This is a genomic window from Sphingobacterium sp. E70 (genome assembly GCF_019285695.1).
Taxonomy (GTDB): domain Bacteria; phylum Bacteroidota; class Bacteroidia; order Sphingobacteriales; family Sphingobacteriaceae; genus Sphingobacterium; species Sphingobacterium detergens.
This window is the reverse complement of the sequence record NZ_CP079104.1, coordinates 2,718,990-2,731,333: the sequence shown is the minus strand read 5'-3', so window position 1 is coordinate 2,731,333 and position 12,344 is coordinate 2,718,990. Positions and strand designations below refer to the sequence as shown.

The window sequence follows — 12,344 nt, the reverse complement described above, 5'->3', positions numbered from 1 at the left end:
AAAATTAGGCTTGTTTTATAACAAGCCTAATTTATTAAAAGCATAGAATAATGCGCTGCTGTGTAATGCCTGACTAAATTTGTTTTCCAGCAACATTGTTTTCGCTTCCTCAAGTGGGATAAGAAAAACTTCAATCTCTTCGTGTTCGTCCAGATCTTGTTCCTGAACTTTCTGTCCACCTGTCATGAGGTAGGTATATGTAATGTTGCCACTTGTCGCGGGATTGGCATAGAGGCTCGCAATCTCTTCAATTTTATCGAACTGATATCCCGTTTCTTCAAGCATTTCGCGGACTGCGGCGTCTAGCGGATTTTCTCCCGGCTCAGTGGTACCAGCCGGAATTTCCAATGAAATGATACCTGCACCATGACGGTATTGCCGGATTACTAACAACTCATCTTGTGCAGTGATGCCGACCATATTGACCCAATCCGGATATTCCAGGACATAATAGTGGTCATTAATTCGCCCATCGGGTAGTTCGCAAGTATCCCTGCGTAATGTTGCCCAAGGTTCCTTACAAATATATTCGAATGATAATCGTTTCCATTTTTCCATTTATCCAACAATATCTTTCATCATACGGTCTACCTTTTCTTCCAATATATTTTGAAGGCTTAGGTAATTACTTTTATCTTGAAGCGTCCCCTTAACGGAGCAATAGAATTTGATTTTGGGCTCTGTACCCGAAGGTCTAGCTGAAATCACGTCACCATCCACAGTGATAAACTGTAATACATCCGACTTTGGAAGAGTAATTTCGCTTTTACGGCCTGTTTTCATGTCCGTTGTTTGGGAAAGCTCATAATCCCGAATTTCTTTGACTTCGATTCCGCCAAGCTTGGTAGGTAGGTTTTGCCGTAGACCAGCCATCATGGCTTGAATTTCCTCGGCTCCAGCTTTTCCTTTTTTTGTTAAGGAGATCAGCTTTTCCTGATAACAGCCAAATTCTTGATAGATATCTAACAAAACTTCATACACAGTCTTGCCTTTTGACTTAAAATATGCAGTCATTTCTGCCAAGAATGCACATGAATTAGGCGCATCCTTATCCCGGACTAAATCACCGACTAAGTAGCCATAGCTTTCCTCTCCACCCGCAAGATATTGTGCTGAATCACCTAGTTTTGTTATCAGTTCACCAATATATTTAAACCCAGTGAGTGTTTCATAATGAGAAACATGGTAATGGTTTGCAATGTCTGCTTGAAGGTTACTGGTTACAATCGTTTTCACAATATAGGGATTGTTGCCCAATTGCTTTAGATCACTTTTTGAACTCAGCACATAATAGATTAACAAACTGCCAATTTGATTACCATTGAGTAATTGAAATTGGCCTTGATTGTTTTTAACCGCGATCCCAACGCGGTCCGCATCTGGATCGGTTGCTAAAACAAGGTCTGCATCAATCTCTTCCCCTTTTTTCTTCGCTAAGGCCATGGCATCCTCCTCCTCAGGGTTAGGATAGATCACTGTAGGGAAGTTCCCATCAGGAGTCGCCTGTTCGGTGACCACAGTAACGTTTTCAAAGCCCCACGAAGCAAGCATTTTGGAACGATCGTAATTCCGGTACCATGTATCGGAGAATAAACTATTTTTAGGTCCTTCTGTGCTTGTACAGCCTCCGGATGTATACTTAATGCTTTATTGGCATCGATATAAATTGGATCAATTTCTTCACCAACAGGAATAATATTTTGGGTATTCCCTTCAAATTTGATGTCTTTGACGCTGGCGATAGCATTGACCTCATCGATCACATTTTTATCATGAGGAGCTGTCAATTGGGATCCATCGTTCCAATAAGCTTTATAGCCATTGTATTCTTTGGGATTATGCGAAGCAGTCAACATGACCCACTTTTACATCCAAAATGGCGGATGGCAAAAGATAGCATTGGTGTAGGACGTAGTTCGTTAAAAAGATAAACCTTGATACCGTTTGCTGCAAATACTTGGGCAACAAGCTGACCAAAGGACTGCGAATTGTTACGGCTATCGTAGGAAACAGCTACTTTTATTTCCTGGTTGGGGAACTGTTTTTTAGATAATTTGATAATCCCTGTGTAGCTTTTCCAATTGTATACTTATTCATACGGTTGGATCCTACACCCATAATTCCTCTTAAACCTCCTGTTCCAAACTCAAGATCCTTGTAGAATGAATCAATAAGTTCTGTCTCTGCCTGATCATCTATTAATTTCTGGACGGAGGCTCTTGTTTCCTCGTCATAACTGGAGGTTAACCAATCGTCGATTTTCTCTAGTATGTCTTTATCTAAATTTCCCATGATCGTTAAATATGGCTAAATGTAAAAAATTCTTTTATGCGTCACAACCTGCATAGGCGCGGTCTATGACTGTAATATACCACTTTTCCCCTCTTTTGTGACATGAAAAACGAAAGGTTCTTCGCTTTCGTTGGAAGTCATGATCGCACGGTAGCTTCTGGTTTCTATATTTCTCAATCGCTGTAATTCGGTTTGATTAATTTTTGCATCTAAAATCTCATTCATGAATTTGGCCGTTTGTGACAGTTCATTCGGACGGACTTCTTATCATAAAAAAACCTAGTTTGTCCCATTTCATTGTTCCACAGTCAAAAGCAGGCAATTTTCCTGCTTTTAGAGGACCTTTGTAACTCAGTTTTTCATACGAATGATATTCTGGTACTGGTTTGGAAAAGTTAAAACTACTTTGATGTACATACGAATCCAATGCCCCGGACGATAGATAATATAGATCCCTAATTTTGGATGGATATAGTTGTTGATTGTTTTACTGTCTTGATCGGTATATGCTTTGGCAATTTTTTCCAATACTTCTTCAAGTGTTTCAGTATTCTCTTTCTTCACTTCTTTTTCGATCGTGTCCGGTTTGCTTATAGTATCCAAAGGGATAGAATCCTGGGCAATTTTACTGCCTTGTCTTCTTTTTTATTGTTTCTACAGGAGATCACACCTATGGAGAGACAGATAAGAACAAAGAAAAAGAGATTTCTCATGTGATTTTCGTTTATTATATATTATTTTTTTGAAGTCAAGTTTTCGATGATCGACTTTAATATAGACCGTGTTGACGGAAGCCACCATTGCTCGAGAATAGCCTGAATGGTTTCTTCTCTATTTTCGCGCAATTTAAGAATTATTTCTTTTCTGAAGTTTAGTTTAGAAGTCTGCCAGGTATTTTGATTAAACTGCGTGATCTGTCTTATCTTCTTTGCGGCGGTATTAAAAAGTATATCCGCTGGAACGACTTCATCCACTAAGCCCTGTGATTTTGCTTCCTGGGGAGAAAGCAGTTTTCCCTCAAGGAGATTCTGATAAGCATGTCGTTTCCCGATCCAAAAAGCATAAAGTTGAAAGATACTTTCAGGAACGATAAGGCCAACAGGTATTTCATTAAGTCCTATGACAAAATTACCCTCAGCCATGATTCTATAATCGCAACATAAGGCAAATACACAACCTCCAGCAGGGCTATGGCCAGATATGGCGGCAGCTATCGGTTTAGGGAAAGAGGCCAGTAGCGAGGTTGCCTCTAAAAAAGATTCCAGAATTCCCGGATTTGATCCTCGTCATAGCCGAACAAGGTTATTAGGTCAAGACCAGCACTAAAAAAGTTCTCCTTACCAATAAGGATCGCCCCACGCACGGCATCGTTTTCTTGGCTAGATTCCAATGTCTCTATAAGCTCTTTCAATAGCAGTGTATCGATGGCGTTAGACTTACCCCGATCCAAAAAAAACTTAAAATATGGTCTTCTATTTTGGTTTTGATATGCTCCATAACGAATTTATATAAATTTATAACGGTTTGTTCGGGTTGCTATTGTGGTTTTACTTCTATTAAATATTCAAGATGGGCAATTTTACCCTCCATGTCAATTCCTTCGATGGTAATTTTATAAGTTCCGGGTTCATCAGAAGTGAAAAAATCAAATTTGGTTTTTCCATTTTTCTCTGTGACCAAATTAGGCTCCCAGGCGATGGTTGTTCTTAGGTCACGCCTAAGTTCCTGCTTTTGTGCGGTATTATATTGTGGTTTGTAGAAGTTACGGTTTACATGCAGTCCTTTGGGCACAATTGTGACAATTCCAGTCGGTGTATAGGACGCTGAGAGTGCCTCGCCAGATTTACTCGTGATAACCAATACACCATTTCCGCCATACATACCATAAATGGCGGTATTGCCTATGCTTCTCAGCACCTCGATACTCGCGATATCCTGAACATTGATCATGCTGATCTGATCAGCTTCAATGTACATGCCATCTAAAACAACCTGCATGGGACTACCCCGTTCATTCCCATCGATCGGGTACTGTAAGGGACTCCATTTCTGAAGATCACGCCTACCAGTCTCCCCGCGAGACATTGCTCCAGGGTTGTGCAGGTCGATAGATCTTCGGCAGATATGACCTGATCTGCATGACCGGGGCCATTGAGGTTTCTTGAATTTTTGTCTGCTTTATTGGCCCTTACCCTGTTCACCTGTACTTCCTCCAATTTAATACTTTTTGAATAATACCAGCAGCTTCCAGTTCCGTCAAAAATTGTTGGCTACCTTTGAGCTGATCGATCAGTTTGCTGTTTACATCATTCGCGATCAATGGCTGGTCTCTGCTCTCATTAACTGCAGGCGCTGTGGTCTCGTCCACAAGTATATCGACTCTATTCTTCTCCTTTGGACCATTCCCGGTTACTATAAATTTAATACTGTCGGCGAATAAGAGGTCCTCAAAAACAAATCGACCATCATTATTTGTCAATGTATCTATACTCAGCATCATATTGCTGGTCGGTACTAGGTCACTTTAGCATTGGGAACGACCGCTTTGCGCCCAGTTTTCTTTACCGTTCCCGAGATCGTGAGACCTTTTTCTGGTGGATACACCGTATTCGTGGTATTGAGATAGTTTTTCCAGTCTAACTTACGCCAACCCTGAATCAACATCAGGTTGTCAAGCTCACCAAACCGGATGTTATTTAAATCTTCAAAATAATAATTGGGTCGTTCTACAAAACCACGGAGATCGGACTTGAGTAGAAGCTCCGAGACTATCGAAGAATAATATTGATCTGTCGTAGAATCGATTTTACTGAGATTGACTACAGCTGCAGAGAGTGCCGCTATTTTTGAGGTATCGCTACTGCCTTCTTTTACAGAGAGGTTTGCGATGACCTGGTCTCTCGTCGCAAAGGAGGACTTATTTAATTGGATCGCTATTGGAAATAATGTTTTAGGAGCATTGTAATTAAAAACGAGTCTTTCTATAAAGGAGTCATCTGTTCATTAAGTACAGATAGTTGAATCACTCCCGAAGGAAGATCCTTTTTGGGAATGTTGAATAGAATCTCCGGTCCATTTAGCTTTTGCTTTACAGCATGTAGTACGATGCCGTTATATTGTGCGATTAGATAAACATCTTTGCCCGTTACCAGATCGCTAGTGGAGGATAATTGGGCTGCAATCTTGTCTTTTAAACCAGCATTGACGGTAAGTACATAGCCGGAGGCTGCAACTGGCGGCAGAGGAGCACTCACAGAATTTCCATCTGGGAAGACTGCCGTGGCAATATATTTTTTCCCAGTGCTTAGAATAAGCGGCATACTTCCCATACCAAGGGCATTGGTCTCAAATTCGATGATCGGTGTCTGGTTTTCCTCCCCGATTTTGATTTTTGATTTTATACCCAAGCCTGCGGGGCTAAGCACTTTGACTCCAGTTTTACTCAAGATATTGTTTACTAATTCACCGCTTTCAGGAAAAATCTGGATACTGTTTTGCTGATTTGGATTTGGGATAGTAAAACTCTTTAAAACACGTCTTTTATCTGAGGAGAGGAATTGCAATGTTAATAGCCCGCCTTTAAAGTTATCTTTGAGTTCAAGTGCTATTGTTCCATTTTCATTGGATTTTAACCGTCCAGTCTTTTCCTTTTGGCCATCTTGTTTGAGGGCATAGCTTACACTACTGTTTATTAGAGGTGCTCCTTGAATTGTTTTTAGATTGATCTGGAAGAAATTTTCATTTCCATTTTTAAGGAATGTGCTTTGGGTTATGACATTATCTGCTCTTCCGTTGGTAATAGGGATAATGCGCTCATAGAAATTGGATATGGAATCATTTTGCATCCAACGGGTGTACGCTCTAATTCTATACGAACCCTCTACGAGGGTGTCAGATAAGCTGAAATCACCAATACCGAGCCCTAATGTTAATGGAATTTTGATGCTCTTGATGACGTTATTTGTTGGGGAGATTAATTCGATATTGGCGATTTTGCTGATATTGCTCAAGTAATTGAAAGGTGCGGTGGTGCAATACATTTTGAACCAAATATTTTCACCGGCCGAATAGTCATTTTTGTCTAGGTGTAGATAAATTTTTTCAGTTACATGATTTTCATGGTAAGACTCCAATGTCTGTAACGTTTGATCAATTTGAGCGAGCGCCCAGAAAGGAAGTAATAGGCAATTGACTAACAACAATATTCGAGCGTACATATAACTAATGTTTCTTGAAAATTAGAAAATATTTTTCCTTTAATCAACTTATAAATCAAAATATTATCGAATTGGAGAAGTTAAATTATTTGTATTGATGCTTTGGAGTTCTTTTAAGCCGGAAAATAAATTTAAAATCCGTTTTTGAACCATCTTATGCCTGAAAATTAGCATAAAAAAATATCTTTGTGCTATGAATATCCTAATAATCGGTTCCGGAGGTCGTGAATCTGCCTTCGCCTATAAGTTGTCGAAAAGTCCACGTTTAGGTCAATTATTTATTGCTCCAGGAAATGCTGGTACAGGAGCATATGGCCAAAATGTCAATATTAAAGTTACTGATTTTGAAGCTATAGCATCCTTTGTGTTGGAAAATGCTATCCAGATGGTAGTCGTAGGACCTGAAGAGCCTTTGGTAAAAGGTATTCATGATTATTTTTTGAACCGTGCAGATTTGAAAGATATTCCAGTAATCGGCCCGCAACAGGAAGGAGCCCAATTAGAAGGCTCAAAAGATTTTTCGAAACAGTTTATGGATCGACATGGTGTACCTACCGCTGCATCACGTTCTTTTGATGTCGCGTCATTGGACGAAGGATTGGTGTATCTAGAGAGCCAAAAGTTGCCTATCGTTCTTAAAGCTGATGGTCTGGCTGCGGGAAAAGGTGTTTTGATCTGTGAAACACTTGAAGATGCCAAAGCGGAATTGAAAGCTATGATTGCGGATTCCAAATTTGGAGAGGCCAGCCGCGTCGTTGTCGTTGAGGAATTTTTAAAAGGAATTGAGCTATCGGTATTCGTCTTGACAGATGGAAACTCCTATAAGGTATTACCTTCTGCGAAGGACTATAAACGGATAGGTGAGGGGATACAGGGTTAAATACAGGTGGAATGGGATCTATTTCTCCAGTACCTTTTGCTGATGAAACATTTTTGAATAAGGTGGAAGAACGTATCATTAAACCAACTGTCGAAGGATTGAAGAAAGATGGTATTCCGTATAAAGGCTTTATTTTCATCGGTTTGATGAATGTTGAAGGAGAGCCATATGTCATTGAATATAATGTTCGTATGGGTGATCCTGAAACAGAATCTGTATTGCCACGGATTGAATCTGATCTGTTGGATCTGTTGGAAGGTGTCGCACAAGGAAATTTGGACCAACGTTCTTATACCGTTTCTCCAAAAACAGCTGTTACGGTGATGTTAGTGGCTGGAGGTTACCCCGGAGCCTATGAATCTGGAAAGGAAATCGCGAATATGGAGAACGTCAAAGAATCTATTGTATTCCAGGCAGGAACCAAGGAGCAGGACGGTAAGGTTGTCACTGCCGGTGGACGTGTGATCGCTGTTACGACATTACAAGACTCCTTTTTGATGCTCTTCAACAGGCTACTGCTGATGCCGGAAGAATTTATTTTGAAGGAAAATACTTCAGACGTGACATCGGTTTTGACCTCATCTAAAAAATATTTAAAATTATTTTTGTAATACTGATTTTAAGGTATATATTTGCAACTCCAAAAACAAGAAAGCTTTTGGAGTTGCATTAAAAATGGCCCGTTCGTCTAGGGGTTAGGACGCAAGATTTTCATTCTTGAAACAGGGGTTCGATTCCCCTACGGGCTACAGAGAGGCTCCAAAGAGAGCCAAAAGATTCAAAATCCGCATTTAAATATATTTAAATGCGGATTTTGACTTTATAGGATACGATGAAATTCACCCTAATTCGATAAATAACCCCAAAAAGAACCACCAACATCTTGTAGCTTTTCACTTTCTTTCTTACTTGTGTTATTGTTTGGTAGTTTAAAATCAGTGGATTATGAGAAGAACGATGAAAATCGAATGTGGTATAAATTTCCGTCTCAGGGAAATGGCAGCCACAAAACCAACGCCAATAACATGCTTCGTGGAGTACAACGGCAAGCCAGTTGTAAAGATCCCTACGGGAACCAAGATACACCTTGTCAAATGTAATCCTGAAAAGGAAAGGCCCATCGAAGAACCGAAAGCACTGGAATCGGCAGAAGCAAACGCAATCATCGACAGGTAACACTGAATTGAAACAGTATGAAGCCGAAAATGAACATAAAATACTCGATCATCTGAAAAATGTCTGTCCGAATGTAAATTTCTAAAAGGCAAATTTGTCAACGACATTCAAAAGGAATCCACGACAGGGCGCTTAGGAGGCTTCTGTTGTGCAAGGCACCGTACATAACATTTCAATGAACAGTGACCCCTCCAATTATTTAACTATATAGCTCATCTGTTGATAAAAAATTTGAATCTATTGAAACCGATTGAATGTTTGAATCTTTAATTTTATATTTATTTATGAAAAGAGTAGAATTGCGAGATACATCTTTGATCCGTATTCAATGGATCTGCTGGATCTGTGTATTTCTTCTTTTGATCGTCTCCTATTTAATAACGGACTATCCAATTATGGTCAGAGCGCTTTACTCGGCCATCAACAATGTTCTTTGCTGGGCAATTATAATTTATGGAAATATGCTTTTTCTGATGCCAAAGTTCTACCAACGGCATAAAATAGGAAGTTATATTTTATTTAGTTTCCTCCTTATTCTGCTTATCAGCGTTTACAGGGTAGAATTCAGAGCTTTTATGATGAAGCTTTTCTTTCCTGGTGCTGTCGACCAAAGTTCAACCTTACAGGTCTATATAGCCGTAATCATCCCATCATTAATGGCGTTCTTCTTCAGCTTTTTGCTAAAAATGGCGCTGGATTATTTTAGGGTCCGGAAGGAAAAGGAAATGTTGGAACAATACACAGCAGAAGTTGAACTAAACCTATTGAAATCGCAGGTACAGCCTCATTTTCTATTCAATACACTCAACAATATTTATTATGTAGCACAGACCCAGTCTCCGGAAACAGCTCAGCTGCTGGCAAAACTTTCCAATATCATGCGTTATTTTGTTGATGAAGCACCGAAAAAGAGATACTGCTGGCTACAGACATTCAGTTTGTTCTTGACTATATAGCCCTCGAGCGGATCCGCTTACGCCATGCGATGAAGGTTGAAATTCAGATCGTCGGCGATACCCAGACGTTTAACATTCCGCCAATGCTCATCATACCGCTTGTTGAAAATGTTTTTAAACATGGTATAGACCGGCGTGGCCTCAATAATCTGTTGCGTTTAAATCTGAAAGTAAATAACTGTGAGCTCCATGTTGAAGTCACCAACCGTATAGTTTCATCCCAAATTCCTGCGACAAGCCACAGCGGTTTAAAAATTTGTGTACCCGATTGAAACTACTTTATGGAGAAAGCTTTCAATTTGAAAAAAAGGAAAGTGATGGTCATTTTATTGTTCACCTGATTATACCATTACAAAGATGATTAACTGTTTGATCCTGGACGATGAGCCCAATGCTGTAAAGCTGTTGGAAGACCATATCCTCAAAGTACCGTTTTTGGTATTAAAACAAAAATGCTATGATGCATTTGAAGCCATTGCTTATCTGAAACAGGAACAGGTTGACCTTATTTTTATGGACATCAACATGCCCCAGATGTCGGGATTGGAACTTGCGGCCCAATTACCCAAAAATCAGTGTATTATTTTTACGACGGCATACTCATCTTATGCCTTGGAAGGATATGAATACAATGCTATCGATTACCTCCTCAAACCAATCACGTTTAAAAGGTTTATACATGCCATTGAAAAAGTTCGAAATTATGTTCTTGTTGATCGTAAAATAGTCACTGACACCTCAAAGGAACGACATTCTGACCACTACATATTTGTCAAATCAGGAAAACAGTATATCAAATTGGACTACCAGTGCATTTTATATTTTGAGGCGCAGAAAGAATATGTAACTGTCGTCAGTACCGACAGACAAATCCTGGTTTATAAAAGGATGAAACAACTGGAAGCAGAGCTGCCGGACTTCTTTATCCGTATCCATAATTCCTTTATTGTCAATATCAAGCATTTGGATCGTATCGTTGACAATCAGGCCGTCATTGGGCAGACGAAAATACCGATTAGTAACAGCTATAGGGATCAATTTTTAAGCCTGATAGCGAAACATATCCTATGATCACTACCATAAACATTTTTCATAACCCATCTTTTAAGACAGCCAATTTTCCTGAATAGAAGACAGGACTTAGGTGGCCGATAATTAAGGTTATTTAAATGTATAGTTTGAACAATTCGCTTATTTTATTAAATATTCTCAACAAACCGTTGAATAGTTTTTCATCTTCAGCATTTATGTACCACATTTATTTTCGTATTGCATCAATCGTGAAGGTGCTATTTTCATTTTGAGTTCAAGACATTCATACCATGATGCAGAAAAAGCAGCTCCGGATCATACTCAGAACCTTTAAGAATAAAAGGGCGTTTATCATTATCAATACCTTAGGATTGGCCTTGGCGATGGCGTCAACTATGCTTATCTCGCTCTGGCTAAATTTTCTGCCCTGGACTTTTATAGAAAAATTGAAATGCTCCAATAATTTATGAGATAACATTTCGGTTCAGATAGTTTAAGAGAAAACTAATAATCCTAGTTATAACCTATTCTGATTGAGTGAAAATCAAACAAAATCAAAATAAATATTTTAAAGCATGAAAAACGCTCGCAAATCGTATTTTTTAATAGCCTATTTTTGGCAGTTCTTCTTGTTAGTGGCTGCTCTAAAAGCAATGACAATTCCGGCAATTCAGCCAGCCCGTATTACTTTACAGTAAATATTGACGGTACAGAAAAAAAAAGCTGAGAATGATAAGCTTCTCGGTATGAAAGCCCAGGTTGTATTTACAGAAGGGTTTGGCAATCAATTGTTAGTGAGTGGCCGGTGGAGAATTTCAACGATCGATCTAAAAAATTTGGAGGAATAGACCTCCTGATCCAACCTTTTCAAAAAAAAGCTGGAGTCTATTCGACCGGCTCGTCGGGGGCTTCAATTCCGTAATATATTGGGTAGATATGAATGCGGAAGACGAGAATGAAGACGTTTATAGTGCTGGTGAGCAGGGGCCTATCGGTAGGATCAGCGTAGTGTCTTTTAAAATGAAGAGATCCGTGGCACATTTGAATGTCCAGTCAAAAATGCCAATGGGAAAATAATAAAACTTGCCGCGGGCAAATTCTATATGCCTGTGGATATGAGCCGGGCACGCTAGATTTCTTTTTGTTATTTACGTTATCCCCCACACAGTCAAGTAAAGTATTCTTAATGCCTGGATACAAAATTATTGAATAAAATACCTTGGGCACTAAATATTTTGGCCAACCTGTTGAACAGTTTTCGATAATCAACGGTTTGTTTCCATTTTTATTCCTGAATTATAACGCTAGTATTCTAGCAGGGAGGCCGAAAACTGCTTCTAGAGTAGGCAAGATAAAAAATGTAAATTATGAATACACTCAAATGTTTATTGGTTATGATGTTAAGTGCTAGTCTTCACAGCGCTCGGGCACAAGACATTTTTGATAAGGTCGACAAATTGCTGAACAAAACTGAAAAAGCGTCAAATCAAACTGACCGTGCAGGGAAAACGGCTGGAAAACTAGGTAAGCTTTTTGGCAAAAAAGAAAAATCCGACCAAAAACTGTTATCAGCATTTCAGGCATTGATTATGCCAAGCTGCAAGATCTACAAGCTCGTATTGAAGGCTGTAGCGGAGTTGCGTCTGCAACTTCAAAGTTCAACAAAGACGGTTCCAAAATTACGGTTATGCATTCAACAACTTCTTCGGATCTTCTCAAGGAAATTTTGAAAAAGCCAATGGAATTGTTACCAAAGAGTCTATTGAAGAAGTGGAGGACGATGCTATTAGT

Annotated in this window: 17 protein-coding genes, 1 tRNA gene and 2 pseudogenes; 9 read left to right on the top strand and 11 right to left on the bottom strand. The window is 39.4% G+C overall.

Annotated features, from left to right (window positions below; translation table 11 throughout):
- Positions 1–15: 15 nt before the first annotated feature.
- From KUH03_RS19475 to KUH03_RS19435, 10 genes and pseudogenes are all read right to left on the bottom strand, one after another.
- Complete coding sequence (locus tag KUH03_RS19475; RefSeq protein ID WP_257095911.1) at positions 16–558, bottom strand: NUDIX hydrolase; 543 nt, start codon at positions 556–558, stop codon at positions 16–18.
- Positions 559–2,292 (bottom strand): annotated as a pseudogene (locus tag KUH03_RS19470) (phospho-sugar mutase).
- A gap of 63 nt (positions 2,293–2,355) precedes the next feature.
- Entirely contained in the window at positions 2,356–2,517 is a 162-nt protein-coding gene (locus tag KUH03_RS19465) for a hypothetical protein (protein WP_257095909.1), read from the bottom strand.
- A 126-nt stretch (positions 2,518–2,643) separates the two neighbouring features.
- A complete protein-coding gene (locus KUH03_RS19460) occupies positions 2,644–2,895 on the bottom strand; it encodes a hypothetical protein (protein ID WP_257095907.1) in 252 nt (83 codons plus the stop codon).
- A gap of 131 nt (positions 2,896–3,026) precedes the next feature.
- Positions 3,027–3,494, bottom strand: a complete 468-nt coding sequence (locus tag KUH03_RS46215; protein WP_306429768.1) for an enoyl-CoA hydratase-related protein — start codon at positions 3,492–3,494, stop codon at positions 3,027–3,029.
- A 47-nt stretch (positions 3,495–3,541) separates the two neighbouring features.
- Complete coding sequence (locus KUH03_RS46210) at positions 3,542–3,742, bottom strand: enoyl-CoA hydratase-related protein (protein ID WP_306429645.1); 201 nt, start codon at positions 3,740–3,742, stop codon at positions 3,542–3,544.
- A gap of 86 nt (positions 3,743–3,828) precedes the next feature.
- Positions 3,829–4,290 (bottom strand): TonB-dependent receptor plug domain-containing protein, encoded by a 462-nt coding sequence (locus KUH03_RS19450; RefSeq protein WP_257095905.1) that lies wholly within the window; start codon positions 4,288–4,290, stop codon positions 3,829–3,831.
- Positions 4,275–4,508 carry a hypothetical protein gene (locus tag KUH03_RS19445; protein ID WP_257095903.1) on the bottom strand — a complete coding sequence of 78 codons (234 nt, stop codon included), beginning with the start codon at positions 4,506–4,508 and terminating at the stop codon, positions 4,275–4,277. The genes KUH03_RS19450 and KUH03_RS19445 overlap by 16 nt, the downstream gene beginning before the upstream one ends.
- Positions 4,490–4,792, bottom strand: coding sequence for a hypothetical protein (locus KUH03_RS19440; RefSeq protein WP_257095901.1), 303 nt, complete (start codon positions 4,790–4,792; stop codon positions 4,490–4,492). The genes KUH03_RS19445 and KUH03_RS19440 overlap by 19 nt, the downstream gene beginning before the upstream one ends.
- A 14-nt stretch (positions 4,793–4,806) precedes the next feature.
- Positions 4,807–4,956, bottom strand: a complete 150-nt coding sequence (locus KUH03_RS19435) for a hypothetical protein (protein WP_257095899.1) — start codon at positions 4,954–4,956, stop codon at positions 4,807–4,809.
- 151 nt (positions 4,957–5,107) lie between these two features.
- Here KUH03_RS19435 and KUH03_RS19430 point away from each other — a divergent pair, with 151 nt between their 5' ends.
- Positions 5,108–5,257: a hypothetical protein gene (locus tag KUH03_RS19430; protein WP_257095898.1), complete on the top strand. Its 150-nt coding sequence runs from the start codon at positions 5,108–5,110 to the stop codon at positions 5,255–5,257.
- Between the two features lie 16 nt (positions 5,258–5,273).
- On the opposite strand, the gene KUH03_RS19425 is transcribed toward KUH03_RS19430, so the two are convergent.
- Positions 5,274–6,425 carry a hypothetical protein gene (locus KUH03_RS19425; protein ID WP_257095896.1) on the bottom strand — a complete coding sequence of 384 codons (1,152 nt, stop codon included), beginning with the start codon at positions 6,423–6,425 and terminating at the stop codon, positions 5,274–5,276.
- Between the two features lie 277 nt (positions 6,426–6,702).
- On the opposite strand from KUH03_RS19425, the pseudogene purD reads away from it, so the two are divergent.
- From purD to KUH03_RS19385, 8 genes and pseudogenes are all read left to right on the top strand, one after another.
- A pseudogene (gene purD / locus KUH03_RS19420) lies at positions 6,703–7,975 on the top strand (phosphoribosylamine--glycine ligase).
- A gap of 91 nt (positions 7,976–8,066) precedes the next feature.
- A tRNA-Glu gene (locus KUH03_RS19415) sits at positions 8,067–8,138 on the top strand.
- Between the two features lie 196 nt (positions 8,139–8,334).
- Positions 8,335–8,565, top strand: coding sequence for a hypothetical protein (locus KUH03_RS19410; protein ID WP_257095894.1), 231 nt, complete (start codon positions 8,335–8,337; stop codon positions 8,563–8,565).
- A 284-nt stretch (positions 8,566–8,849) separates the two neighbouring features.
- On the top strand, positions 8,850–9,521 hold the full coding sequence (locus KUH03_RS19405; RefSeq protein WP_257095892.1) for a histidine kinase: 672 nt from the start codon (positions 8,850–8,852) through the stop codon (positions 9,519–9,521).
- A gap of 29 nt (positions 9,522–9,550) precedes the next feature.
- Positions 9,551–9,793, top strand: a complete 243-nt coding sequence (locus KUH03_RS19400) for a hypothetical protein (protein ID WP_257095890.1) — start codon at positions 9,551–9,553, stop codon at positions 9,791–9,793.
- An 85-nt stretch (positions 9,794–9,878) separates the two neighbouring features.
- Complete coding sequence (locus tag KUH03_RS19395; RefSeq protein ID WP_257095888.1) at positions 9,879–10,592, top strand: LytTR family DNA-binding domain-containing protein; 714 nt, start codon at positions 9,879–9,881, stop codon at positions 10,590–10,592.
- An 897-nt stretch (positions 10,593–11,489) separates the two neighbouring features.
- Positions 11,490–11,630, top strand: coding sequence for a hypothetical protein (locus KUH03_RS19390; RefSeq protein ID WP_257095886.1), 141 nt, complete (start codon positions 11,490–11,492; stop codon positions 11,628–11,630).
- A 290-nt stretch (positions 11,631–11,920) separates the two neighbouring features.
- Positions 11,921–12,283, top strand: coding sequence for a hypothetical protein (locus KUH03_RS19385; protein ID WP_257095884.1), 363 nt, complete (start codon positions 11,921–11,923; stop codon positions 12,281–12,283).
- Positions 12,284–12,344 lie beyond the last annotated feature (61 nt).